This window comes from Streptomyces orinoci, assembly GCF_003121295.1.
Taxonomy (GTDB): domain Bacteria; phylum Actinomycetota; class Actinomycetes; order Streptomycetales; family Streptomycetaceae; genus Streptomyces; species Streptomyces orinoci.
Map to the genome: position 1 here is coordinate 334,743 of NZ_PHNC01000029.1, position 23,551 is coordinate 358,293.

26 protein-coding genes and 1 pseudogene are annotated in these 23,551 nt (G+C 70.3%); 13 read left to right on the plus strand and 14 right to left on the minus strand.

Features of this window, described 5'->3' with window-relative positions:
* Nucleotides 1-248: 248 nt before the first annotated feature.
* Both CV755_RS36195 and CV755_RS16240 read right to left on the minus strand, forming a co-directional pair.
* Nucleotides 249-853 (minus strand): annotated as a pseudogene (locus CV755_RS36195) (SAM-dependent methyltransferase).
* Between the two features lie 9 nt (nucleotides 854-862).
* Entirely contained in the window at nucleotides 863-2,290 is a 1,428-nt protein-coding gene (locus tag CV755_RS16240) for an SMI1/KNR4 family protein (protein ID WP_153068682.1), read from the minus strand.
* A 112-nt stretch (nucleotides 2,291-2,402) separates the two neighbouring features.
* On the opposite strand from CV755_RS16240, the gene CV755_RS16245 reads away from it, so the two are divergent.
* Complete coding sequence (locus tag CV755_RS16245) at nucleotides 2,403-2,684, plus strand: hypothetical protein (protein WP_153068683.1); 282 nt, start codon at nucleotides 2,403-2,405, stop codon at nucleotides 2,682-2,684.
* 279 nt (nucleotides 2,685-2,963) lie between these two features.
* Here the strand turns inward: CV755_RS16245 and CV755_RS16250 are convergent, their stop codons facing one another.
* Nucleotides 2,964-4,418, minus strand: a complete 1,455-nt coding sequence (locus tag CV755_RS16250) for an MFS transporter (protein ID WP_241561242.1) — start codon at nucleotides 4,416-4,418, stop codon at nucleotides 2,964-2,966.
* A gap of 169 nt (nucleotides 4,419-4,587) precedes the next feature.
* Here CV755_RS16250 and CV755_RS16255 point away from each other — a divergent pair, with 169 nt between their 5' ends.
* Nucleotides 4,588-5,427 (plus strand): helix-turn-helix transcriptional regulator, encoded by an 840-nt coding sequence (locus CV755_RS16255; RefSeq protein ID WP_109280956.1) that lies wholly within the window; start codon nucleotides 4,588-4,590, stop codon nucleotides 5,425-5,427.
* A 155-nt stretch (nucleotides 5,428-5,582) separates the two neighbouring features.
* Entirely contained in the window at nucleotides 5,583-6,233 is a 651-nt protein-coding gene (locus CV755_RS16260; protein WP_109280957.1) for an HAD-IA family hydrolase, read from the plus strand.
* A 43-nt stretch (nucleotides 6,234-6,276) separates the two neighbouring features.
* Here CV755_RS16260 and CV755_RS16265 read toward each other — a convergent pair whose 3' ends face one another.
* Both CV755_RS16265 and CV755_RS16270 read right to left on the minus strand, forming a co-directional pair.
* On the minus strand, nucleotides 6,277-6,858 hold the full coding sequence (locus CV755_RS16265; RefSeq protein WP_109280958.1) for a TMEM165/GDT1 family protein: 582 nt from the start codon (nucleotides 6,856-6,858) through the stop codon (nucleotides 6,277-6,279).
* A 181-nt stretch (nucleotides 6,859-7,039) separates the two neighbouring features.
* Nucleotides 7,040-7,864: an ABC transporter permease gene (locus tag CV755_RS16270; RefSeq protein ID WP_241561243.1), complete on the minus strand. Its 825-nt coding sequence runs from the start codon at nucleotides 7,862-7,864 to the stop codon at nucleotides 7,040-7,042.
* A 161-nt stretch (nucleotides 7,865-8,025) separates the two neighbouring features.
* Here CV755_RS16270 and CV755_RS16275 point away from each other — a divergent pair, with 161 nt between their 5' ends.
* Nucleotides 8,026-8,496: a DoxX family protein gene (locus CV755_RS16275; RefSeq protein WP_109280959.1), complete on the plus strand. Its 471-nt coding sequence runs from the start codon at nucleotides 8,026-8,028 to the stop codon at nucleotides 8,494-8,496.
* A gap of 160 nt (nucleotides 8,497-8,656) precedes the next feature.
* Complete coding sequence (locus tag CV755_RS16280; RefSeq protein ID WP_109280960.1) at nucleotides 8,657-9,277, plus strand: DedA family protein; 621 nt, start codon at nucleotides 8,657-8,659, stop codon at nucleotides 9,275-9,277.
* 62 nt (nucleotides 9,278-9,339) lie between these two features.
* Here the strand turns inward: CV755_RS16280 and snpA are convergent, their stop codons facing one another.
* Nucleotides 9,340-10,026 carry a snapalysin gene (snpA, locus tag CV755_RS16285; protein WP_241561245.1) on the minus strand — a complete coding sequence of 229 codons (687 nt, stop codon included), beginning with the start codon at nucleotides 10,024-10,026 and terminating at the stop codon, nucleotides 9,340-9,342.
* 259 nt (nucleotides 10,027-10,285) lie between these two features.
* On the opposite strand from snpA, the gene CV755_RS16290 reads away from it, so the two are divergent.
* A complete protein-coding gene (locus CV755_RS16290; protein ID WP_193553414.1) occupies nucleotides 10,286-11,251 on the plus strand; it encodes a LysR family transcriptional regulator in 966 nt (321 codons plus the stop codon).
* Between the two features lie 188 nt (nucleotides 11,252-11,439).
* Here CV755_RS16290 and CV755_RS37200 read toward each other — a convergent pair whose 3' ends face one another.
* Nucleotides 11,440-11,592 (minus strand): DUF6255 family natural product biosynthesis protein, encoded by a 153-nt coding sequence (locus CV755_RS37200; RefSeq protein ID WP_364851929.1) that lies wholly within the window; start codon nucleotides 11,590-11,592, stop codon nucleotides 11,440-11,442.
* Nucleotides 11,571-11,756 (minus strand): hypothetical protein, encoded by a 186-nt coding sequence (locus CV755_RS34230; RefSeq protein WP_153068684.1) that lies wholly within the window; start codon nucleotides 11,754-11,756, stop codon nucleotides 11,571-11,573. The genes CV755_RS37200 and CV755_RS34230 overlap by 22 nt, the downstream gene beginning before the upstream one ends.
* 127 nt (nucleotides 11,757-11,883) lie before the next feature.
* On the opposite strand from CV755_RS34230, the gene CV755_RS16295 reads away from it, so the two are divergent.
* The 4 genes from CV755_RS16295 to CV755_RS16310 all read left to right on the plus strand — a co-directional run bounded on the left by CV755_RS16295 (nucleotide 11,884) and on the right by CV755_RS16310 (nucleotide 15,649).
* Entirely contained in the window at nucleotides 11,884-12,525 is a 642-nt protein-coding gene (locus CV755_RS16295; RefSeq protein ID WP_109280962.1) for a GntR family transcriptional regulator, read from the plus strand.
* A gap of 99 nt (nucleotides 12,526-12,624) precedes the next feature.
* On the plus strand, nucleotides 12,625-13,380 hold the full coding sequence (locus CV755_RS16300) for an SDR family oxidoreductase (protein ID WP_109280963.1): 756 nt from the start codon (nucleotides 12,625-12,627) through the stop codon (nucleotides 13,378-13,380).
* A 108-nt stretch (nucleotides 13,381-13,488) separates the two neighbouring features.
* Nucleotides 13,489-14,598 carry a glycosyl hydrolase family 18 protein gene (locus CV755_RS16305; protein WP_161968708.1) on the plus strand — a complete coding sequence of 370 codons (1,110 nt, stop codon included), beginning with the start codon at nucleotides 13,489-13,491 and terminating at the stop codon, nucleotides 14,596-14,598.
* A 328-nt stretch (nucleotides 14,599-14,926) separates the two neighbouring features.
* Nucleotides 14,927-15,649: a 3-keto-5-aminohexanoate cleavage protein gene (locus tag CV755_RS16310; RefSeq protein ID WP_109280965.1), complete on the plus strand. Its 723-nt coding sequence runs from the start codon at nucleotides 14,927-14,929 to the stop codon at nucleotides 15,647-15,649.
* Here the strand turns inward: CV755_RS16310 and CV755_RS16315 are convergent.
* From CV755_RS16315 to CV755_RS16335, 5 genes are all read right to left on the minus strand, one after another.
* A complete protein-coding gene (locus CV755_RS16315) occupies nucleotides 15,628-16,233 on the minus strand; it encodes a GTP-binding protein (RefSeq protein ID WP_109280966.1) in 606 nt (201 codons plus the stop codon). The two genes, CV755_RS16310 and CV755_RS16315, sit on opposite strands and share 22 nt — an antisense overlap.
* Nucleotides 16,234-17,021: 788 nt before the next feature.
* Nucleotides 17,022-17,426: an SCO4402 family protein gene (locus tag CV755_RS16320; protein ID WP_109280967.1), complete on the minus strand. Its 405-nt coding sequence runs from the start codon at nucleotides 17,424-17,426 to the stop codon at nucleotides 17,022-17,024.
* A 42-nt stretch (nucleotides 17,427-17,468) separates the two neighbouring features.
* Entirely contained in the window at nucleotides 17,469-17,858 is a 390-nt protein-coding gene (locus CV755_RS16325; RefSeq protein ID WP_109280968.1) for a hypothetical protein, read from the minus strand.
* On the minus strand, nucleotides 17,858-18,352 hold the full coding sequence (locus CV755_RS16330) for a YrhB domain-containing protein (protein WP_422070578.1): 495 nt from the start codon (nucleotides 18,350-18,352) through the stop codon (nucleotides 17,858-17,860). The genes CV755_RS16325 and CV755_RS16330 overlap by 1 nt, the downstream gene beginning before the upstream one ends.
* A 95-nt stretch (nucleotides 18,353-18,447) precedes the next feature.
* On the minus strand, nucleotides 18,448-19,167 hold the full coding sequence (locus CV755_RS16335; protein ID WP_109280969.1) for a TRADD-N-associated membrane domain-containing protein: 720 nt from the start codon (nucleotides 19,165-19,167) through the stop codon (nucleotides 18,448-18,450).
* Nucleotides 19,168-20,035: 868 nt separating this feature from the next.
* Between CV755_RS16335 and CV755_RS16340 the strand changes: the two genes are divergently transcribed.
* On the plus strand, nucleotides 20,036-21,064 hold the full coding sequence (locus tag CV755_RS16340; protein ID WP_109280970.1) for a GntR family transcriptional regulator: 1,029 nt from the start codon (nucleotides 20,036-20,038) through the stop codon (nucleotides 21,062-21,064).
* On the opposite strand, the gene CV755_RS16345 is transcribed toward CV755_RS16340, so the two are convergent.
* Nucleotides 21,050-22,174: an NsdA family TPR-like regulatory protein gene (locus CV755_RS16345; protein ID WP_241561247.1), complete on the minus strand. Its 1,125-nt coding sequence runs from the start codon at nucleotides 22,172-22,174 to the stop codon at nucleotides 21,050-21,052. The genes CV755_RS16340 and CV755_RS16345 overlap by 15 nt on opposite strands.
* A 751-nt stretch (nucleotides 22,175-22,925) precedes the next feature.
* On the opposite strand from CV755_RS16345, the gene CV755_RS16350 reads away from it, so the two are divergent.
* Entirely contained in the window at nucleotides 22,926-23,189 is a 264-nt protein-coding gene (locus tag CV755_RS16350) for a DUF6284 family protein (protein ID WP_109280971.1), read from the plus strand.
* Complete coding sequence (locus CV755_RS16355; RefSeq protein WP_109280972.1) at nucleotides 23,186-23,515, plus strand: hypothetical protein; 330 nt, start codon at nucleotides 23,186-23,188, stop codon at nucleotides 23,513-23,515. The genes CV755_RS16350 and CV755_RS16355 overlap by 4 nt, the downstream gene beginning before the upstream one ends.
* Nucleotides 23,516-23,551: the final 36 nt, after the last annotated feature.

Genomic DNA, 23,551 nt, shown 5'->3' on the forward strand with positions numbered 1-23,551 from the left:
CCCCAGGCCCCGGAAACCGGCCTTGACCTGGTGCGTTGGCGCCGACCCCCGGATTTTTTGTATCGTGGAGAAACAAAGTGGCCCCGCCCGCACTCCCTGACCGGCGGTCGGGGCCGCTTGTTCTCTTTTTCCGGCCGCCTCCGGACCGCCCCCGGGCCACCCGGACCGCTCAGCGGCGCTTGGCCAGAACGACCTCGCGGACCCGCTCCGCCGGCTCCCGCACGGCCGGCCGGGCCGCTCGCCGGTTCCTATGCCGTGGCCGGCGCTAGCAGGTATGAACTGGCCGCCGGCAGTTCCGGATATGGCTCGGCCGCACGCGCGGCGGCCAGGGCCGCGTCGAACATGGGTGAGCCGATGAGGGATTCGCCGGAGTGCCGCTCGGCGGCCTTGAGCAATGACCAGGCGGGCCCCTCGATGCCGTGCACCGTCACCCCGCCGAACCCGGCGGCGCGCAGTTCGTCCGCGAGTTCCGCCGCCATATGGAAGTACACGGTCGTAAAACCCTTGCGGCCGGGCTCATGACGGCCGGTGGCCAGGATGTCCGTCACCGCCTCGCGCACGCTCTCGCGGGCCGGCCAGGTGGTCGCGGTGTGCTCGAAGAGGGAGGCATAGCGGTTGATCGCGGCTGCGGCGACCAGACCTCCGGGGCGTCCGTCAGCCTACGGGCGTCGCCCAACTCGGCGGAGCAACCGCGCGCTTGGGCCTGGACGATATGGCGCTCCACCGGGTCGATCAGATGCACCTGGTAGCCCTCGCCGGTCAGCCACTCGGCATGCACCCCTGGCCCGCCGCCCACATCCAGGACCCGCGCGGGCGCGGGCGGCAGGCGGCGGCGGAGCAGCTGATGCGCGATGCTCTTCGCTCACCGGTCGCCCTGTCCAGTCCGCGCCCCGCGCCGCATCGCGAAGAACTCACGCCCCCGCTCCTCCGTGAGCATCTCCGCGAAGGCGGGCTCGACGAGCAGGGAGACCGGGGCTATATGGTCCTCGTTGAGCGGGCGCCAGAGGCGCAGGGCCTCTCTCAACTCCGGCCAGGCCGCGTCCAGAAGCCGCTGTCGGCGTTCCTCGGGCGTGCCGGTGGGCACCGGCTCGGCGGGTTCGCCCGCATCGGCGGAGTCGATCGCGTGGAGAGTGGCCTGGACGCTCAGGGTGAACACCTGCCGCTCGGGGTCCCAGACCGGGGTGGCCGGCTCCGGTACATGGAAGGCCGGGTCGGCGGTGAGGCGGCCAAGGAGACGGTGTACGGCCGCGTCGAACTCGGGGTTGCCGAAGCTGGGCCGGAAGCCGGGGGCGCGGCGGCGGGAATCGTAATCGGCCAGCACCAACTGCAAGGACTGCGGACGGAGTTCGGCGAGGTGGGGGGAGATCTTCTCGGCGGCCAGCAGGGGCAGCAGTTCGGCGGCGAAGAGGGAGTTGCGCAGGAGCAGGCCGTCCTTGTCGTCATCGGTCAGCCGGCTCACCGGCAGTGTGTACCGGTCACCCAGCATGGCCAGCGCCTGGAAGCGCAGCAGGTCGGCCCGTTCATGGCCGAACCGGGACGCCTGCTCCAGCACCGCCAACGGCTCTTCGGTCTCGCCTGCGAGCAGGTCCAGGCGGGCCGATTCCACCTTGGCGTCCCACTCGTCCCGGGTCGCGCCCGAGGGGCGGCGCAGGGCGTGGAAGCCCGCGTACTGGTCGTACATCAGGTGGTAGAAGGAGTCGAAGCGCTCCGGTCCGTTCCCGGACCAGGAGCAGAGCCAGTAAGCGGCCCATTCGCCTTGCTCGTTCACATCCTCGGGGTCGAGGAGAACGACTCCGGCGTCCGCTTCGAGGGAGATGCGCAGGGAGCGGCGGAGGATGGCGGCCTCGGCGGCCTCGTCGGAGTCTTCGAAGTCGTCGGACTCCGCGATGTCGCCATCGTCATCGCCATCGTCATCGTCATCGGCGAGGTCGTCGGAGTCGTCCTCCCCCGCCAACTCCTCGTAGATCTCGATCCAGTGGGCCTCTTCCGTATCGGCCAGCCACGCCAACTCATCCGCTCCCGCGAGCCGGTAGATGAAGCATCCGGCGTCCCGCCAGCCGTCGGTGACCGCGAGGAACTCACGGAGGGACGACGGCAGCGGACGGCCCAGACGGGCCTCGGCGGCGGTGAGCCGGGCCTCGCTCGCCGGGGGGAAGCCGAGCCAGCCGTCCCGTACCACCGCATCGTCCAACGGGGCGTCCTGCTCCGGGTCATGAGCCCGGATCCACTCCTCGCTCCAGCGCTTGAGGAAGGGTTGCCACTGAGTACGGTGCATATGAGTACGGTTCATGGCACCACCCTGCCGCATGGCACTGAGCGATGTGTCCCGGCGGGCAGGCCGGAACCGGTGGACCGGTCGGGCGCGTCCTCATTGGGACGGAAACGAGTAGTGGGGGACGTGCATGAGCATGGGCAACGATCGGCCGAGCCGGCAGCAGTTGCGGGACAGCTTCCACCGTGGCGTGCTGAACGCGCTGGCGGGGGAGGTGTGCACCGCCACCCTGGTGGACATGGACACCGACGAGGCACTGTGGGCGATCGCCAGTGCAGAACCGGCCGACCGTGAGGAGCTGGTGGCGGCGGCCTACCGCGCCTTCGCCGGGCAGCTGGACGGCAGCAACGCGGCCCGCCGGGCCGAGGAGATGCAGCGCCGGTTCGATGCGTGGACGCAGCCCAAGAGCTGAGCGCACCTCGGGCCTCCCCGGGGGTGTCCCGGCTCACGACTGTGGGTGCCGCTTCAACTTCTGCGGAATCCTTGAGCATTGCAGCGTCACGAACCCGGAAGTCCCACGGCCGGGAGTCCGGCCGGATCAGCGCAAGTTGAGCCTTGGATCGGCGAGGCGGCCCGCTCAGCACCATGCGCATCGACATGCAGCCGGGAGCCGGTGCCGGCGGGACCGCCGCCTCGACACGCGGCACCCCGATCAACCCCAACGAGTAGCGGGACCCGGGCGGCGGCCGGGTTATCCGGCCGCACCCGTACGCCGCCCCTTGGCCAGCAGCGGGAGCAGGGCCAACAGCCCGGCGCAGAGGGCGAGATGGAAGCCCAGGGCCACCGCCAGCGCATGGCCGTAGGCGCCCGCGTCGCCATGCCGGGCGCCGCCCAGGGTTCCGTAGTAGAGCACGCCGACCACGGCCACTCCCACCGCGCCGCCGACCTGCTGGCCGGTGGACAGCACACCCGAGGCCATGCCCGCCTCGGCGGGCGGGACCCGGGAGAGCACGGTGTTGATCAGGGGGGTGACCAGCAGGCCGTTCCCCGCGCCGATCAGCAGGAAGGACGGGGCCAGGTCCCAGGCCGCCAGGGACGGTCCATGGTGGACGCACACCGCGATGGCCAGGGCGTAGCCCAGGGCGGCGAGCAGGGCGCCGGCCCGGAGGACCCGGGGGCCATGGCGGGTCAGCCGGCCGGCGGCCAGGCTGGCGGTGAAGAAGGCCGCCGCGAAGGGGATGTAGATCAGCCCCGCGCCCATGGTGTCCAGGCCCAGGCCGTCCTGCACGGTGAGGGAGAGGATCAGGAAGAAGGAGTTGATGCCGAAGTAGGCAAGCAGTACCAGGGCCATGCCGACCGCGAAGGACCGCCGGCGCAGCAGGCTCGGGCGTATCAGGGGCGCGCCGCCCCGTGCTTCCACGCGCCGTTCGACCCATAGGAATCCGGCCAGCGCGAGCGCGGCCGCGGCCAGGCTGAGCCAGGTCCACAGCGGCCAGCCGACCTGGCGGCCCTCCACCAGCGGGACCACCAGCAGCAGAAGGGCCAGGCTGAGCACCGCGGCGCCGGGCAGGTCCAGCCGCTGGGCGCCGGGGGCGCGGGACTCGGGTACAAAGGCGGCGGCCAGCGCCAGGGTGAGCAGGCCGACCGGGACATTGACCCAGAAGACGGGCCGCCAGGAGGTGCCGAAGAGGTCGGCGGAGACCAGTGCGCCGCCGAGCAACTGCCCGGCCACCCCGGCCAGTCCGATGACCGCGCCCAGGACACCGAAGGCGCGGGCCCGCCGCGACGCGGGCAGCAGCACCTGGATCATGGAGAAGATCTGCGGGAAGAGCGCCGCCGCGCCCAGCCCCTGGACCACCCGCGCGGCGATCAGCGCGCCGGGCCCGCCGGCGGCGGCACAGGCCACCGAGGCCAGGGTGAACAGGGCCAGGCCGGTGAGGAACATCCGCTTGCGGCCCCAGAGGTCGCCCAGCCGGGCGCTGGTGATCAGGGCCACGGCGTAGGCGAGTTGGTAGCCGGCCAGCACCAACTGGACGTCGGCGTCACTGGCGTTGAGGTCCTGCTGGATGGCGGGGGTGGCCACCAGCACGATAAAGGTGTCCAGGACGGCCATGAAGACCCCGGCCAGCATGATGGACAGGGCGCGCCAGGGGGAGGGGGCGGCGGCGGCCGGGGGTGCGGACACCGGGAGTTGTGTCTGGGTCATGAGTCGAGGTTCGGGCCGGACGCGGGGGTCATACAGGGGGTACTTATGCTGGTGGCCGCGGTACCCCCCTGAGGGAGCCCGCGACGCCCCCGAGGAGCGCCCCTGGGGCGCGTACCGCCGCACCGTCCGCCTATTCATCCGCCTATTCATCCGCGTACCGAGGAGCGCCGTGGCCGACCTGGAACACCGGCGCGCCCTGGCGCTGTTCCTGCGCTCGCGCCGGGAGCGGGTCACCCCGGACCAGGCGGGCATCCCGGCGGGGCCCCGGCGGCGTACCCCGGGGCTGCGGCGGGAGGAGGTGGCCCAGCTCTCGGGTGTCAGTGTCACCTGGTACACCTGGCTGGAGCAGGCACGGGACATCACCGTCAGCCGGCAGGTGCTGCACAGCCTGGCCCGGGTGCTGCTGCTCTCCCCGGCGGAGGCGCGGCATCTGTTCGCGCTGGCGGGCGAGGGGGCGCCGGTGCCGCCTGCGGTGCGCCGGGAGCCCGGTCCGGCCCTGCAACGGCTGGTGGACGCACTGGATCCGCATCCGGCGTATCTGGTGGCGCCCAACTGGGACTTGGTGGCGTGGAACCGGGCGGAGGCGGGGCTGATCGGTGACCCGGCGCGCTGGCCGGAGGGCGAGCGCAATCTGGTCCGGCAGGTGTTTCTGGATCCCGGGCTGCGGGAGCTGCTGGTGGACTGGCCGGGGCAGGCGCGGGCGCTGCTGGAGCAGTACCGGGCGGAGGCGGACCGGCATCTGGGAGATGTCTCCTTCGGCGCGCTGACCGAGGAGCTATGCGCCCGGAGCGAGGAGTTCCGGTGCTGGTGGGACACCCATGATGTGGCCGAATTCCGGTCCGCGCGGCGGGAGTTCGCACATCCCGGGGCGGGGCGGCTGGTCTTTGACTACCTCAAGCTGGCGGCGGTGGACGCACCGGGGCTGAGTCTGATCGCCTGCATGCCGGCGGACGAGGAGACGGCGGCACGGCTGCCGGAGCTGGCGGGGTACGCCGCCGGGCGCGGCTGACGCCTGACGGCCGGGCGCCCCCTGACACTGACGCCTGACGGCCCGGCGTCCCTTGGCCCGGGAGGGCCCGTTTTGTATCGTGGATGAACAAAGTGGATAAACCATAGGGCCGCGCCGAAGTACCGCGCGCCCGCCCCCGACACCTGGAGTACCGAATGCCCACCCTCGCCTGCCAGGCCGTACTCCTCGATATGGACGGCACCATCGTCAACTCCGACGCCGTGGTGGAACGCTGCTGGCGCGCCTGGGCCGCCGAACACGGCCTGGAGGGTGACGAGGTGATGAAGGTCGTCCACGGCCGCCAGGGCTACGCCACCATGGCCGTGCTGCTCCCCGACCGCCCCATGGAGCTCAACCACGCCGACAACCGGCGCATGCTGGCCGCCGAGACCGCCGATATGGCGGGCGTGGTGCCGGTGGCCGGCGCCCCCGCCTTTATGGACGCCCTGGCCCGGCTGCCGCACGCGCTGGTGACCTCGGCGGACGGCAAGCTGGCCGCGGCCCGGATGAACGCGGCCGGGCTGCCCATGCCGCCCGTCATGATCACCGCGGAGTGCGTAGGCGCCAGCAAGCCGGACCCGGAGGGCTTCCTCAAGGGCGCCGCCGAGCTGGGCTTTGCGCCCGGGGACTGTGTGGTCTTCGAGGACTCCGAGGCGGGCATCGCGGCGGGCAAGGCGGCCGGGATGCGGGTGGTGGGCGTGGGCCCGCGCGCCGCCGCGCACGCCCCGGACGCCCAGGTCGGGGATCTGACCGGGGTGCGGGTGGAGGCCACCGCGGACGGCGGCCTGCTGCTGCACCTCCCGTAGGCCCGCTGCACCTCCAGCAGGCCCGTCAACAGGCCCGCCGGCCTCAGCCGATGGCGGCCTCGTAGAGGCTGAACCCGGCCAGCGCCAGCATCACCAGCGCCGCCACCTTGGTGATCAGCGCCAGCGGTACGTACTTCATCAGGGTGCGGCCGCCCATGATGCCCAGGGCCGCGACCGCCCACAGGCCCAGCACCGCGCCCACGCCGACCGAGACCGGATCGTCGTAGCGGGCCGCCAGGTTGGCGGTCATGATCTGGGTGAGATCGCCGAACTCGGCGACCAGGATCAGCATGAAGCCCGCCCCGGACACCTTCCAGAAGGACTGGTCGGCGGGCTTGGTGATCTCTTCCTCGTCGTCGTCCTTCTTCAGCAGCAGCATGGCGGCGCCGAGCAGGAAGGCGGCGCCCACCAGCGCCTGCAGCAGCCGGTGCGGCAGCAGGGTCAGCAGGCTGCCCGCCGCGATGGCCAGCGCCACATGCACGGCGAAGGCCGCCGCCACTCCGGCGAACACATAGGAGGCGCGGTAGCGGGTGCCGAGCATCAGGGAGGCGAGCGCGGTCTTGTCCGGCAGTTCGGCCAGGAAGATCACGCCGAAGACCAGCGCGGCGACGGTGAAGCTGAACACGGGTTTCCTCTGTCGGTGGGGGCCGCCGCACCGAGTGTCCCGCTTGGATCAGGGGTCGCTTCGGCACGGCAGCGTCATGGACACTGCGGCCGAAGGTCTCGCTGGCGCACGGCCGTTGGCCGAGTGCCTCCGGGCGCCGGCCGAGCGGGGCTCGGCAGTATGTCGACGGTCCGGCGAAGAGCTACTCCCCTTCTGCTTCCCCCAGGGTACGTGACCGTATGAACGGCCGCCGCCGGGCGGCGTCCCGGTGCAGCCGCCCACGGGCGATCAGCTCCAGCACCACGGCCACCGCCACCGACTGCACCGCCAGCAGGGCCACCAGCACAAACAGCTGCACCGCGCCCGCCTGCACCGGCGAGGCGCCGCCCAGCAGCATGCCGACAAAGGCCCCGGGCAGGGTGACCAATCCCACCGTTCTGGTCTGGTCCAGGCCCGGCAGCAGGGCGTCCGAGGCGGCGGGCCGGGCCACCTCCAGCCGGGCGTCCCGCTCCAGCAGCCCCAGCGCCAGGCCCGCCTCCACCTCGCCCCGCCGGGTGCGCAGTTCGTCCAGGGCGCGCCGGCCGGCCAGCACGGTGGCGGTCATCCCGCCGCCGATAAGGATCCCGGCCACCGGGATCAGCGCCAGGCCCTGGAATGGCACCAGGCCGGTGAGCAGCAGCACCGCCACCACCGGGCCCACCCCGGCGGCGATCGGCAGCGCCGCCCAGACCCAGCTGCGGTTGTCGGTGATCCGGCGCCCCGCGGTCCAGGACGCCACCGCGAACATCAGCAGGACGAAGCCGGCCAGCGAGGCCGCCCGGTGCACCACCCAGCCGATCAGCGCCGAGACCACCGCCAGCTGGACGGCGGCGCGCAGCCCGGCCAGCGCCACGGCGCGGGCGTAGCCGCGCTCCCGGTGGTCGGCCAGGCGGGCCAGCGCGGTCACCGCCACGGCGGCGACCAGCAGTACGGCCAGCACCACGCCCAGGGTGCGGTTGACCGGCAGCAGGGTGGCGGCGAGGAGCACCCGGCCACCCTAGCCTCGCGCTCCCTCACCGGCCTTGCGCTCCGTCACCAAGAGAACGCAAAGCGAAAACGGTCAAGAAACTTGAACTTGCAAGCACTATGAGGGATACCTAACCTGTGAGACCGCTCGTTGTTTCCCGTCCCTGACACGAGGAGCCAGGCATGTCCCCCACCACCACCGGCACTCCGGCCACTGCCGCCCCCACCGGAGCGGCCATCCCGCTCGCCGAGCGGCTGGACGCCGCCCGTCCGTATGTCCTGTCCGCCTTCCGCGTCGTGGTCGGCCTGCTCTTCGCCTGCCATGGCGCGGCCTCGCTGTTCGGCGTCCTGGGCGGCGCGGTGGGCGGCGGCACCATCGCCGCCGGCACCTGGCCGGGCTGGTACGCGGCCGTGATCCAGCTGGTCGGGGGCGTCCTGGTGCTGCTCGGCGCCGCCACCCGCAGCGCCGCCTTCATCTCCTCGGGCTCCATGGCCTACGCCTACTTCGACGTCCACCAGAGCCACGCCCTGTGGCCGATACAGAACGGCGGCGAGGCCTCCGTGATGTTCTGCTGGGCCTTTCTGCTGCTGGTCTTCACCGGCGCCGGGCCGCTCTCCGTGGACCGTCTGATCTCGCGCTCCCGCCAGGGCTGAGCACCGCCGTCAAGGCGCCCCGGGGCACGTGATGCAGCTCGCATCCCGTGCCCCATGCACATTCCTCAGCAGCCCCAGGCGTACTGTGTACGGTTGTGAAGGCCGCTCCTGCCGCTCCCCTGCGACATCGCGGCGGGGGACCGTACCAGGAGATCGGGTCGTGCTGGAGCAGCTCGGGGCGTTGGCCAACACGCCCTGGATATACGTCGTGGTGGGACTCTCCGTCCTGCTCGACGTCTTCCTTCCGGTGCTGCCCAGCGGCGTACTGGTCATCACCGCGGCGACCGCGGCCGCCGGCTCGGCGGTCGGCGGCGACCATCCCCGTCCCGACCTGGCGGAGATGTTCGCGCTGGTGCTCTGCGCCGCCACCGCCTCGGTCGTGGGTGACCTGGTCGCCTACCGGCTGGCCTGGCGCGGCGGTGACCGCTTCGACCGCGCCATCGCCCGCTCCCGCCGGCTGACCGCCGCTCAGGAGAAGCTGGGCACCGCGCTGTTGCGCGGCGGCGGGGCGCTGGTGGTGGTGGCCCGCTTCGCGCCCGCCGGGCGTTCGGTGGTCAGCCTGGGCGCCGGGGTGATGCACCGCCGGGTCCGCGACTTCCTGCCCTGGTCCGCACTGGCCGGGCTGAGCTGGGCCGCCTACAGCGTGGGCCTGGGCTACTTCGGCGGCCGCTGGCTGGGCGCCACCTGGGTGGGTACGGCCGTCTCGGTGCTGGCCCTGTTCCTGGCCGGAGCGGGGGCGGCGTTCCTGATAAGGCGCCCGCGCGAGGCCGAGGCGGGCTGAGGCACAGCCGAAGAGATGCGGCTGCCCGCGCCGCCGACAGAGCGCGGGCAACCGCACCGGACTCAGCGGACCTTGGCCCTGACACCCTTGTCGGCCATGGCACTCAGCCCATTCGCCCACAGCGCGTCCACCCTGCGGCGCTCATTGGCGTCGGGGTAGGGGTTGGTGCAGGACGGGCCGGGGCCGCCGCCGGACATCAGCTCGCTGCACGGGCCCGAGTAGTGGTCCGGCAGGCCCAGCACATGGCCGGTCTCATGGGCGGTGACCCGGGTGGAGTTGAACTCCTGGTTCTGCTGGTAGTCCAGGAACACATAGCCATGGCCATGGCCGTCGGTGCTGGCATAGGAGCCATTGGGGTCGTCGCCCTCGTAGTACGTGAAGTCGGCGTTGCCGCCCGCCTGCAACCGTATGTTGTGCACCGAACTGTTCCAGATGCGGGCCGCGTTGGCTATCTCGCCCGCGAAGCTGGGCGCCTGGCTGGCGTCATAGGTGACGGTCACCGTACGCAGGCCGGGCGAGGCCTGCTGCTTGGCCAGCGCCGACTTCATCACCGCGGCGAAGAACGCCTTGTTGTTGGCGGCCTCCGCCTTCGATCCGGCGTACGCGGCTCTGGACCTGGCGGTGGAGACCTGGTGATGGTCCCCGGCCGCCTGGGCCGGTACGGCCGTGATGACCGCCGTCAGCCCAAGGCCGAGGGCGGCGGTCAGTACCATGGAAGAGCGCTTGAGCGCAGGGCGGAACGTGCTCATGGAGCGGTTCATGTGGGGGACTCCATTCGTACGGCGCCCCCGGCACCGCCGGGTGGGACCCGGGTGGGACCCGGGTGGGACCCGGGTGGGACGGCGGTCCGGAAGGCACCGGAGAACCTTTGGTTCCGCAGAGTGTGCGCCGGTCATCGCCGTGATGGATGATGCCAGTTGGTGATAGCGCCGTCGTATCACCCCGGGCGGGGCGGAAGTTACCGGGATGTGGCTGGTGTGACCAGCGAGGCGCGGTTATGCTCCCGCCGTGGAGCTTGAGGTCAGGCACCTCCGAGCGCTTTGCGCCATCGCCGACACCGGCAGCGTACGGAAGGCCGCGGTGCGGCTCGGCATGACCCAGCCCTCGCTCACCACCCAGCTGCGGCGCATTGAATCGGCCGTCGGCGGACCGCTGTTCACCCGCGACCGCACCGGCAGCCGGCCCACCCCGCTGGGCCAGACCGTGCTCTCCCGGGCCCGTCCCATAGTCGCCGAGATGACCGCCCTGGTGGCGGCCGCCAGGGATGCGGCGCCGGCCGGACTCGGCGGGTTACGGCTGCGCATCGGCGCCATCGGCAGCCGGGCGGTGGCGGGTTGGCTGCTACGCATCCACAAGCGGCTGCCGGAGGTGGACACCACCGTTCAGATAGAGGTCTCCTCCAGCGCTCTGGTGCAACTGCTGTGCGCCGGGCAGCTCGATGTGGCCCTGCTCCATGAACCGGCCGGGTTCCCGCTGCACCTCCCGGAGGGGTTACGGCGCTGTGTGGCGGTGCCGTACGAGCCCCGCTTCATCGCCTTGTCCGCGGCGCATCCGGCGGCCGAGGGGAACTCCGTCCCGCTGGCCCAACTGGCCGAGGACGCCTGGCTGATGGACCCGGCGGCCGACCATGACTGCGCCGCGCTGCGCCATGCCTTCACCCTGGCCGGGTTCAGCCCTCGGCTGCTGTCCGTCCGTGACCACTCCATCGCGGGTGACCTGGTGGCTTCCGGTGAGGCGGTACGTCCCTGCGGGCCACTGGACGAGCCCGGAGCGGGTACGGTCGTCCGCCCGCTGTGCGGCGACCCACTCACCGGCCGCCTCCTCCTGGCCGCCCGCCCCGGTGCACTTTCCGGCACCCAACTGGACGAACTCTGCGGGGACTTACGCGAGTGCTACGGGGAACTGGCGGGCGCGAACACGGCCTACCAGGCATGGCTGGAAGGGCGCGGGGGCTCGTCGGCCGGGGAGGAGTGAGCGGAGGCTCCTTCGCGGACGCGAATCGTTTACGGCCGGTATCAGTCACGCGCCGGAGCCGCATGGCCATCAGCGCGCCCGGCCCCCTGATGGGGCGCGCCAGAACAGCGCCCCTCCCACTGCTCGGCCGCGCACCCTGCATGGCTCTCCGTAATACCCACGCCGCTTGGTTATCAGCGCCGAGCCCCCTAAAGAGGAACAGGCGGCTCCAAGCCGGCAATGAGTGCGCCATAGTTGGTGAACCGCCGCACCCCGCAAGCCAGGCAGCTCTCCTCGCCCCGCTCCCCCGGCACCCAACCCGCCACCTCATGGCGGCAGTTCACTCGGGGTGGGACCACCACAGATGCCGCCCCATCGCGGCGATCGCGGACTCCCCCGCCCGGACCTCTCCCCGCCGCACGGCCTCGTCGTAGCCGCGCCCGAGTTCCCCGCAGCGTCCACAGGGAAGCGGCCGGACTTCCGCCCGTTGCGCCCGTTCGCCCTGCTCGGCGGCCTTTTTCTGCAATGCTCCTCACCATGCCCCCACCGTCTCTAGAGCCTGAGGTAAATTCAAGCAGACTGTCTCTATACAGGGCAAGAGGCACCCCCGCTTCCCTCTACGCTGTTCTCCTCCAGAGAGAGGTGATCGCTTCATGGCCAGTCCGGGCACCAGCCGCCGCCCCAAGTACCAGCGGATCGCGGCCGATTTGCGGCACGCGGTCCAGGCGGGCGAGTACCGCCCCGGCGACCGCCTGCCCGGCGAGAACGACCTGATGGCCGCCTACCAGGTGGCCCGGATGACGGCCCGCCAGGCGCTCGGCGTCCTGCAGAGCGAGGGCATCGCCGAGGCACGCAAGGGCGCCGGTGTCTTTGTCCGCTCCTTCCGGCCGCTGCGCCGGCGCGGCATCCCCTCCGGCCCGGACATCAACTCCGTTGGCCTGGAGCGGGCCGTGGAGGAGCGGCGCACTCCTCCGCCCCCCGTGGCCGACGCCCTGGCCCTGCCGCCGACCGCGGTCATCCCGGTGCGCGACCACCGCTTCATCCGGGAGGGCAAGCCGGTCCTGCTTTCCACCTGCTACCAGCCGGAGCCCGCGGTGACCCCGGTGCGCTTCCGGGAGGAGATCCGCTGCCGGATGCCCTCCTCCGAGGAGGTCCAGCAGCTCCGGCTGCCCCAGGGGACGCCGGTGATCCAGATCCGGCGCATCGGCTATGCGCCCGACGGGCGGGCGGTCGAGGTCAACGAGCTGACCATGGACTCAAGTTCCTATCTGCTGGAGTACGAGTTCCAGGCGTGACCCGCCCGGTCCGTTTGCGAGTGCGCGCCCGCCGGGTGACCGTGGGAGAGGACGGCCCTCAGAGCCCCTCGCTTCTCTTGGAGCGCCCGGGAGGTCCCCATGCCCACGCGCACCCTCAAGGACAAGGTGGTCGTCATCGGTGGCGCCTCCCGCAATCTGGGCGGTCTGATAGCCACCGAGATCGCCGCCGAAGGCCCCAAGCTGGTGGTCCACTACAACAGCGACTCCTCGCGGGACCAGGCGGAGCGGACCGCCGCCCGGTGCGAGGCCGCCGGAGCGGAGGCGATCACCCACCAGGGGGACCTCACCAAGGTCGCGGAAGTGGAACGGCTCTTCGACGCCGCGCACAAGTCCTTCGGCAAGGTGGACTGCATGGTCAATACGGCCGGCATGGTGATCAAGAAGCCGATGACGGAGACCTCCGAGGAAGAGTTCGACCGGATGTTCGCCGTCAACACCAAGGCGGCCTACTTTATGATGCGGGAGGCCGCCAAGCGCCTGGAGGACGGCGGCAAGATCATCACGGTGGTGACCTCGCTGCTCGCCGCATACACCGGCCTGTACTCCGTCTACGCCGGCAGCAAGGCGCCCGTGGAGCACTTCACCCGGGCCCTGTCCAAGGAACTCTTCGGCCGCCGGATCTCGGTCAACAACATCGCCCCCGGCCCCATGGACACCCCCTTCTTCTACCCGGCCGAGACCGAGGACTCCATCGCGTACCACAAGTCCTCATCGATGAACGGTGAGTTGACCAGGATCGAGGACATCGTCCCCTGGGTGAGATTCCTCCTCACCGACGGCTGGTGGCTCAACGGCCAGACCCTCTTCATCAACGGTGGCTACACCACCCGCTGATCCGCCGCGGCCCACTCGGCGTCGGGTTTCCGTTGCCCGCCACGGCGTGTCGGGTACGGAAACCCGACCCGGAACGGCCGGTGCGCGGTGCGGCTACGGTTGATGACCATGCCTCGTATCCGCCGCGCCCTGAGCGCTGCCGCCATAGCCCTGGCCATGACCGCGGGCCTGGTGTCCTGCGGCCATGGCCACGACTCTCCGGCCGCCCGCCGCTCGCCCCGGTCCCCCGCCGTGCCGGCCCTGCAGGCCTGGGTGCACCCCGGTTCCGCGGGCGACCCCGTCTGCAGCGCGCCCGCCGAGTACCGGGACGGGCGGCTGCGCAAGGGCACCCTCAAGGCGGAGTACTGGGAGGTGGACCTGCATGGCGAACTGGCCCTGCAATCCGCCGGTGAACTGCCCTGCAATGGCTTCAGCGAGGCCAACGCGGCCGAGGTGAAACGGAATTCGGCCTACCAGTACACCACCGTCTCCGCCATGGACCATGGCGCGGTCGCCGCCCTGGTCAACGACCCGGCGCGCCGCACCAGGGCGGCCGGCCGGCTCACCGATCTGGCCAAGCGCATTGGGTTCACCGGTGTGGACATCGACTTCGAGGACTTCTGGAGCTGGTCGGCGCGGGACGAGCGGGGCTTTGAGGCGTTCCTGGCCGAACTGGCCCGCGGCCTGCACTCCGCCGGGCTCAGGCTCCAGGTGGACGCCCCGGCCCAACTCCACGACGGCGACTCGCCGTTCAGCTTCAAGGGCGCGCTCGGCGCGGGCGCCGACCAGCTGGTGGTCATGGCCTATGGCCGGGTCTTCGCCTCGTCCGGCGACGAGCGCTGCCTGGCCATCGCACCGGACGACTGGGTACGGGACGCGGTGCGCTATGCCCGGTCACAGGTTCCGGACCCGGAACGGCTGGTCATCGGGCTGCCCTCGTACGGGGTCAGCGCGCCGGACCCCTGCGACCCCAAGCGCGTCCAGGACAGTCAGCCGCTGACCGTGACCCGCCGCCGGCCCGGCTACTCCGAGGACCCGGAGGTGATACGCCGCCGCCGCGACCCCGGCTCGGGCGAGGTGCGCTGGGTCGATCAGGGCACCCTCTACGACTACGCGGACCAGACCACCATGGACGCCCGGCTGGCCCTGCTGACCCGGCTCGGGGTACGCCATGTCTCGGTGTGGGTGCTGGGCGGCGGCAATCCCTGGTTCTCGGCGAAGGCACTGAGCGGCGGGTAGGCCGTGCGGGTTTGCGGGTTACGGCCTGCCTGATGGCTCTTGGCCGACCGCTGGGCCCCGTAAGGGGCGCGGGGCGCTGGACCGTGCGGCTCCGCCGCGTGGGCGCGACCAGCCACAGACGTCCCGCACGTGACAAGTGACCAACACTATGGGGCCGCTCACCGCAGGAACCGCACCCGGCGATGGCCCGGCCCTTGAGCCGTCAAACACCGCCTAGCCGTGCGGGTTTGCGGATGGGCCGTGTGGGTTTTCGGTGCGACGGCCCTCGGGGCAGCGGCGCAGCCGGGGGCGACAGGCCGTTGTCCGACCCCTCTGCCAGCATGGGCACATGCTCCAGGTATGCCTCAACGGCCCTCGTACCCGCGCGGATCACGATCGTCTCCCCGTCACCCCGGAGGAACTCGCCGCTGCCGCCCGGGCGGCGGTGGCGGCCGGGGCGGAGGATGTCCATCTGCACCCCAAGGATGCCCAGGGGCGCGACTCCCTGGCCCCCGGCCCGGTCGCGGCGGCGGTGAGCGCCGTCCGGGCCGCCGTGCCCGGAGTCGCGGTCGGGGTCACCACCGGGGCCTGGGCGGTGCCGGACCCCGGGGAGCGGGCCCGGCTCGTCCGGTCCTGGACGGTGCTGCCGGACCACGCCTCGGTCAACTGGCATGAGGACGGCGCCCGGTTGGTGGCCGAGGTCCTGCTGGACCGGGGCATAGGCGTCGAGGCGGGGATCTTCTCGGGTACGGACGCGGCCCGCCGCTTCCTCGCCTGGCCCCGGGCGCATCAGGTGCTGCGCGTCCTGGCCGAGATTCAGGATCCGGATCCGGACACCGCCCCGCGGGCCGCCGAGGATTTGCTGCAGCTGTTGGGCATACGGCCGGAGTTGCCGCTGCTGCTGCATGGCGAGGGTGCGGCGGCCTGGGCGGTGCTGCGGATGGCCGTGGCACGCGGACTGCACACCCGGATCGGGCTGGAGGACGCGCTGCACCTGCCCGATGGGGCGGCCGCGCCGGACAACGCGGAGCTGGTGCGTACCGCGCGGTGCTATGCGGGGTCCGGAACGTAGGAGTCCAGGGCGGCGGCCAGCCGGTCGATGGCCGCCCGTGCCTGGTCCTCCGCCAGGGCCCTGATGGCCGATCCGGCCACCACGGGGGCCTGGTCGCCGGGGTAGCCGGCCTCGGTGAGGGCCGCCCGGATCTCCGTCTCCACCACGTCCAGCATGCCCTCGTCGGCCAGGTCGGTCTTGTTGAGGAAGGTCACCACCCGCGGGATGCCGATCTCCCGGGCGAGCCGGAGGTGTTCACGACCCTGGGCGGTCACCCCGTCCGGGGCGGCGACCACCAGGATGGCGGCGTCCAGCCGGGCACCGGCCTCGGCCAGGCCCTTGAGGTCCTCGGGCTTGGGGCAGTCGATGTGCACATAGTGGCGGGCCGCGGTGTCGTACTCGACATGGCTGGCGTCCACGGCGCCCTCGCGGGCCTGCTCCTCCGGGGCGCGGTCCACGGCCTGGAAGTGGCCGTGCCCGGTGTCGTTCTCCTTGGCCAGCACTCGGGCGAGGGCCACCGTGACCGTGCTCTTGCCATGGCCCATATGGCCAAGGGTGCACACATTCACGGTGGATCTGGTGCGCTCGGACTGCTGCTCGGCCATGGGGTTCCTCGATTCCTCTTTACGGCGGCTGGTCCATGGCCAACGATGCAAAGCCGGACCGGGTCACGTACCGCCCCTGGGTCCGGCAGCGGCTCCGTACCGGGCTCGTCAGCGGTGGTGAGCCGCGCCCCTGGCGCCACCGCTTCCCACGACGGCGCGTTCCGGTACACCGGCCCCGCTGCACGGGACCGTCACCAGCGCGGGAAAGCCACTGCCGCACGCCTATGTGAGGCGTACGGGAACTGGGGCACGCCTCCGCCGGCGCGGACGGGTTCCGGCTCCGGCCCTCCTCGCGCACGGGCTCTGTGCTGTATGCCGAGGCCGCACCCGCCGGGAACCGGTCGTTGCTGCTGCGCTCGGTGGTGGGAGTCGGTCCGGGCGGTGGTGTGCCACAGCGCTCCGGATCGGCCGTCACAGTCAATGACTTCACCACCGCTGCCGTCGGCTACGCACTCCGTCCTGCGCGATGTGAACACCGGCGCCTGCCCGGCCGGTTTGGCCACCGGCTCTGTGCTGTCATCGCCCCACGGCTACCGCAGCAACTCCATTCAGCACCACACAGCCGTCCAGCTCGACCAGTCCGACAATGTCTGGCCGGCCAACAACTGGTCCCGGCTCGCCCCGCCCACCGGCGGCAATGGCCTGGCCGAATCATCGGAGTCGCCACACCCGTGTGCACGCCCCTGCCCCCGGCACCCGCCCGCCCGGCGACGACAGGCTCCACCGCCTGCTCCACCCAGACCAGCACGCAGCCCGGATGACCACGGCTGCCGCTGCCGCCCGCGTGGTCATCCGCTCATATCGGGCTCGTGCAGCGCGACAAGCTCTTTCAGATCATTGGCGACCATGACCTGAGCCAGGCGCCCGGCCACGGCGACGACCCTCGGCCACGAGGGCGAGCACAGATATTCCTCGTCGGCACCGCTGGGGGCCTGGGCCGCCGCATTGAGCGCGACGCCCAACTCGCCCATAAGCGAGACCTCTTCCCCGGTTCTCAGGCTGACGCCGAGGTATCGCTCGGGCTCGTCCGCGTCACAGAAGTCATCGAAGAGCGTGTGAAAGACGTGGTCGAGGTTCTCGAACTCCGAAGGGTCGAGCCATATGTCCCGCCGCCACGGTGGATTGGCCAGGGCCAGGACCACAGGCAGGACATGGACCCGGTGGTTCGCCAGGAGACGGGCGTCTTCGCTCATGGCGCCGAGCCTGATGCGGGCCCAATGCGGGGTTGCTGCGGGCTACTTGGCGCGTGCCTTACGGCCCTTGGGCGGCTCGCATTCCCTCGCGGCCGCGATAAAGGGCTTGAGCGCATCATGGAGCCTGTTCAGCGAGTCGGGCCCAAGCTCGATCTGGTAATACTGGACGGAGGGCACCAGCCTGGTTTCGAATTCGCCGCTTCCGTCCTCATCATCCCTTGCGGCTCCGGCCCGTACTTCCATGCCCGGCACTGCGAACGTGTGCAGATGGACATCCCTGGTAACAGTCGGGTCGAGGTCGTCATAGGCCTCGACCCGCACCCATGTCTCCTGAGTAATGGACTGGTCGCCCACCGTCAATATCCTGTCCCCCTTCCGCACACCCGGCTCGTCCCGCCGCGATTCGTCCACCTCGATAAACCTGGTACCCATCAGCGCCCCTTCCCAAGAACGTCCAAAGCGTAGCCGTTGCTGGGGAGTTGCATTCTCGCCGCCCTCGGTAACGGGTGGTCAGGTCGCTGTCCGCGACTCACTGTCCCCGTCGTGCTGCAATTGAGCCGGACCGGCCGGCGTCTTGATGGGCAGGGGCGGACAGCCCTCCTGCTGCCGGGTGAGAGCCACCAGCTCTTCCGGAGGTTCGGTCCCGTCTCGCACAGCCATGACGTATGCCTTCGCCCTCTGTGGTCCCAACAGCGGAGCCTGCTTGCGCAGCTGGCGTATCGCAGCCATGGAACCTTCGGACTCCACCGGTAGAACTCCTCCCAGCCACCGGCCACGTATGTCGTGACCGGGATGTGGTGGATGCTCCCGTCCTGCCGGTCCACCGGATAAGGGCCACGCCCCACCAGCATCTTCTCGGGATCACGACTTCGGATGTACTCCACCGACTGCCGGATGACCAGCCACCCGAGAGCGTGCTCCTTCACCTCGAGGACAGCCAGGTCGCGCAAGCGCGCCCGGGGCGACTCCTGCTGCTCTTTGGACAGCAGGCCCTCAACCAGTTCGACGGCGCGCTCCTTGGCTACGCCTCGGAGGAACCCTCTCCCCCCTCCGCCGAGGGGCCGTCCGCGGCGGCACCACGGCCCGGGCCCAGCTCACCGCCGTGTGCACCGCCGTCCGGCAGTACCCGGTTGGCCAGCTGCCCGGGGTCGGGGTTGACCCCCAGCGCCCGCATGGCGGTCATGGCATTGAGCCGGTCGCGCAGCGCCCGGTCCTCGACCCGGTCGATCACGGCACGGGCGTTCTCCAGCTTGTGGTCCTCCTCGATCTGCACATCGAGCCGCTTGGCCTGCTCCGTCAGATGCTTCCGGGCCCGGTTGGAATGGACCGCCAGCGCACCGCCCCCGGTGGTGATCAGAGCACCGATCAGGCTGGTCATCACCGAGACATAGCCATGGTTGGGCGCTCCGGCGTGCACCAGGGCCAGGCCGCCGCCGACCAGGACGATGGCCGCCCCACAGGACATAAAGATCACGCTAAGCCGGAAGGTGGCGTCCGCCTGTCTGAGCGCCTGGCGGATGAAGTCGAAGAACAGCTTCTGCCGCTGGCCCGCCAGGCTCGGCTCCGGCTCACCGCTGGGATTGAACGGCGCCGGAGGCAGAAACTGCTGGTTGACGGTGACCGTTTCACCATGGACCACGGCACCGTAAGAGGCCCCGCTGATCCCGTACTCGTTCTTGGCCTCGCCGCCGGCGTCCGGCCTCTCGTCCTCGTCACCGCCATGGATCCGGTTGGCCGCCATCGAAACCCCCGATCGCCTGGCACCTCAAGTGCCCCGGATCGAGAGTAGCGCCGCCAACTCACCGGCGCCGCCGCCCGGTTCACCGGCCCCTCCCGTCATCCGGGGAGTGAAGGGCCCTTCGGCCCGAGGGCGCACGCCGGAGCATGCCGGTCCGGCGTCTGCCCGGCCGGCCCCCTGTGCGCCCTGTCCCGTGCGGGTGACACGCGTGCCTGCGCCTCGTGGGCTGGAAAACCTCCTGGTGATCCAGGCGGCGTTCGTTGTCTGTCCCCACTTCGGAGGTGTCCGGTGAACCCTGTCCGTCGTGTCCTCACCGCTGTGCTGGCAAGCGCCTTGCTCTTCGTGGGGGGTACGGCCCTTGCCGCACCGGCGCAGGCACAGCCCAATGCTCACGAGCAGCTTGACCTCCCGCCCTTGGACAAGGTCCTCGACAAGATCACCTCGTCCGTCAATCAGCTCCTTGACTGAGGCCGATGGATCATCCGCCGACGTCAAAGACCCCCAGCCGATCACGTCTGGGGGCCTTCTCCCTGGTGGGCGCAGCTGGGATCGAACCAGCGACATCTGCTTTGTAAGTTCGTCCGAACCCCTTTCTAGGCAGAGGACAGGCGGGTACCTCCGCACGCGGAGCATCGATCTGTGTCTCCTCATGTCCAGCGACGTCCGAGCACGTTGCCGTCAACTCTTGCCGTCAGGGAGCGACCGGAGCATGAGCGCTCTCCTGGCGGCATCCGCTCGCCGCCTCAGGCTCCGACAGTCAACCGCTTGGCCACACGTTGGCCAGGCGGGCCCATAGATCGCGGCAGGGGCACCTACTGAAATCAGTGGGTGACCTACGCTGGGCACAGTCGAACCTGTCGGAGGGAGACACGTGACCGAGGGCGGCAGCACCGGCTACCAGGAGATGGCGGGCACTCTGAGATCCCAGATCGCAAGTGGCTCTCTGCGTACGGGGGATCGCTTGCCGTCTGAGGCAGAGCTCAGCAAGACGTTCGGTGTCGCCCGCGACACCGCCCGTCGTGCCCTCCTCGCACTGGAGGCTGACGGGCTAGCTCGTGTTGTGAAGGGCCGGGGGCGCTTTGTGCAGGACCCCAAGCAGCGGAGCCTCCCAGCGACCACGAAGCGCGAAGAGGTTGCGGCAGCTCTTCGCGCCAAGATCAGAAGCGGACAGCTGACTGTGGGTGCCTTGCTGCCCTCCGAAGCAGGACTGTGCAAGGAATACGGCGTCTCCCGCTCAACCGCGCGCCAGGTGTTCGCGGACCTGGAGCGGGAGGGGCTGGCCAGTGGCTCACAGGGGGCGCGCCGCGTGGTTACGGCGCCGGCTGACTTTCACGACGATGGGGACCGGTCCACGGCTTGGAAGGTCTATGGCGAGCGACCCATCTATGAGAACCAGTGGGTCACCGTCGCCATGGCCGACATCGAGACGCCAGACGGTGAACGCTTCGAGCATCACAAGGTGTACCTGCCGGCCGCAGCAATGACCGCCATGCTCGATGACCAGAACCGCGTATTCCTGATGTGGCGTCACCGATTCGTCCCTGATAAATGGAACTGGGAACTGCCGGGCGGGTTGATTGACGAGGGGGAGGACCCGGCCGTCACTGCCGCTCGCGAAATCCTGGAGGAGACCGGGTACCGCCCCAAGGGAGAGCTGGAGCATGTAGCCAGCTTCGAGCCCATGATTGGCACGGTCACCAGCCCGCATCACGTCTATGTGGCGAGGGGTGTGGAATACGTGGCCGAGCCAACGGAGGTCAATGAATCCCAGCGCACCGCTTGGATTCCACTCTCCAAAGTGCCCGAGCTGATCAAAGCCGGAGAAATCGCGAACTCAGGGACGCTGGTGGCTCTTCTCCACCTATTGGCGACGACAGAGCACAGGTCACGCGCTGCCTAGAAGCTTCTCGATGCGGCGGCGCTGACGGCAGGACCCAGTCAGCGCCGCCAACCTACGCGCCGCTTCGGCCTGCTTCCTCGCCTCGCTGACGTCTCCCTGCTTGATCAGAGCCCCGGCCAAGTCGCAGCGCAGTCCTGCCTCCGCTCGGTTGAACCCGGCAGCTTCCATGGTGGAAAGTGCCTGGCTGAGATCTTCCACTGCTTCGTGGGCGCCCAGGCTGGCCAGGCAGTTCCCCCTCCATCTGACCAGGTGGGGGCCTGCTAGGAACAGGTATGGCAACTCCGGGTCGGTGGCGTCCGCCGGCAAGGAGCGGTCCGCCTCCTCCAAGGCGCGGCGGCATTCCAACTCATTGCCTGCCATCGCGTGTGCCTCTGCCTCTGCCGCGCTCAGCCATGCCGTCATAAGGGCAGGAATGCGTGTCCCGCCTAGTTGCCGTGCCTGACAGATCAGTTGGACTGCTTCAGATGGCTGATCCAAGTCCAGCAGAACGTAGGCCTGTTGGGCGGTCGCGTGCACGAGAAGGCTGGCACTTTCTGCCTCTCTGGCTGCCGCCTTTGCCACCTCATGCAGATTCCATGCATCGCGGAACCTGCCGAGGTCGAGCGCCTGCCAACCTGCCAGGGCCGCAGCATCCGATAGGGCCCGGGCCGTTAACTTGCGGGCGTTGAGTGTCGCCCCGTGCTTCAGCAAGCCCTCCATATGGCTCACATGCGCCTCGATTTGGGGGAGGAGAGCTGACGCCCCAAGTCGCCGGTCCATCTGCCGCAGGTTTTCCGTCTGTGCCTCAAGCAGGCAAACAAGCGACTCGTCAGCGCTGGCAGCTGCAAGCAACTCGCGCTTGAGGAACGTCACTTCATCGGCGTCACTATCACCAACATCTTCTGGAAAGCACCCCAACTCGGCCGCGCTGCACTGGTAGACGTCGCAGAAGAGAGTCAGGTAGTCGCCAACCAAAGGACGCCGTCCCGATTCCCACTCCCGGATCATCCGGTCAAGGCTCTCGTCGGAGGCCACACTGAAGCCACGGACGGTCGCCGCGCGCTTCAACTCCAGTACGAGGCGCGCCTTCTTCCAGACGGCCTGAGCGCGGCGATCGGCAAGCGCGGTCATGGCCACACCCCCTGATGACCGAGGACGGGCCGCCATTGTGGCCCGTCCATGGACCGGTGCAACAGGGGCGGACAGTCCGCCCCTGTCCGCCTCGCTCCTCTGCCGTCCCCGGCGCCTCAGGCCGCACTCTCGAAGCACGGCGAACACAGCCGAACGAAATCCGCGGACCGCCTTGACGGGCAGTCCGACAACACCCAACATGTATCTGGACGCCGACATACAAGTTGGCTCTGTAGGACCTGCCTGCCCGCGGCCTCGCCCGGTTCGGCAGTAGTCCGGTTCAGGTCCCATCCCTGACTCGGACTGGCGGCCCTGAACAGGCCGGAGGGCACCGGATCCCTTGGCAACCGGATGGCTTAGACCGAAAGGTCACGTCTCCATACGCCTACCAACGGAAGCGCGCTTCCGGGAGGAGACCTGTCCACGTCCACTCTCCAGTCAGGGAGGGATCGTGCACACCCAACGACGACTTCAGGCGCTGCCGTGATCGACCGGCATGGCGGCGCCGTTCGGCAATCCGCTCGGTGGCCGGCAAGACCAGGCCCGCGTGAGCGACCGGTCATCTCCTGGTTTCGCGGCGGTTAGCGCTGCGGCCGGTTGCCTCCTCCGCCCGTCCGGCGCGCTGTGCGCGGCGTCGTACGGGCGGGGTGGTGGGGAGCCGGATGGACCGACTTCAACGGCGGGCGGCTCCGGTGCTGGGACACCGGAGCCGCTGTTCAGGGCCGTTTGGATCTCACAGGAGCAACGACCCATGAAGCACATCGGTGCACTTCGGGCGGTTGTTACCGCCTATGAGCACGACCGCGGGCCCACGGCCGCGGAGCTGGATGCCATCGGCGCTGAGATGCCGCTGATTGAGGCGGAAGTCGCGTTGCTGGACGTTCAGATCGCCCTGTTGGACCGGCCGGTGTCAGAGCTGGACGAGCGGCGGTTGCGCCGGGCTCGGCGGCGGGTGCTGGCCGCGCGGCGCCAGTTGGCCAACCGGACGTTCGTGGTGCCGGGGGTGGGGGCGTGAGTGACGCGCTGACCTTCGCCGAGATGGCCGGGCCGCTGGCTGCGCTGCGGGTGCTGGCTGCGGACTTCGGGGAGCTTCCGGCGCCGACCGTGAGCGTCTCGGCCGTCTTCCCGAACCGCCTGGAGCTGGCGTTTCACTCCGGCTTCGCCGACTTTGAGCGGTGGCGTGAGGCGCTGGGCATCGCCCCGGCGAACGTCGGCTACCGCGTATTGGACAACGGCCGTACGGGCGTTGTGCGAGTGCTTGTTCCGTGCGGGGGCGCGGAGTTGGAGCTGGTGGGCTACGCCGACATCTCCCCTGCCGTACTGGTGGGGGGTGCGGCATGACTACGCCTGCCGCAAGGTCCCTGAGCTGGGGGCAAG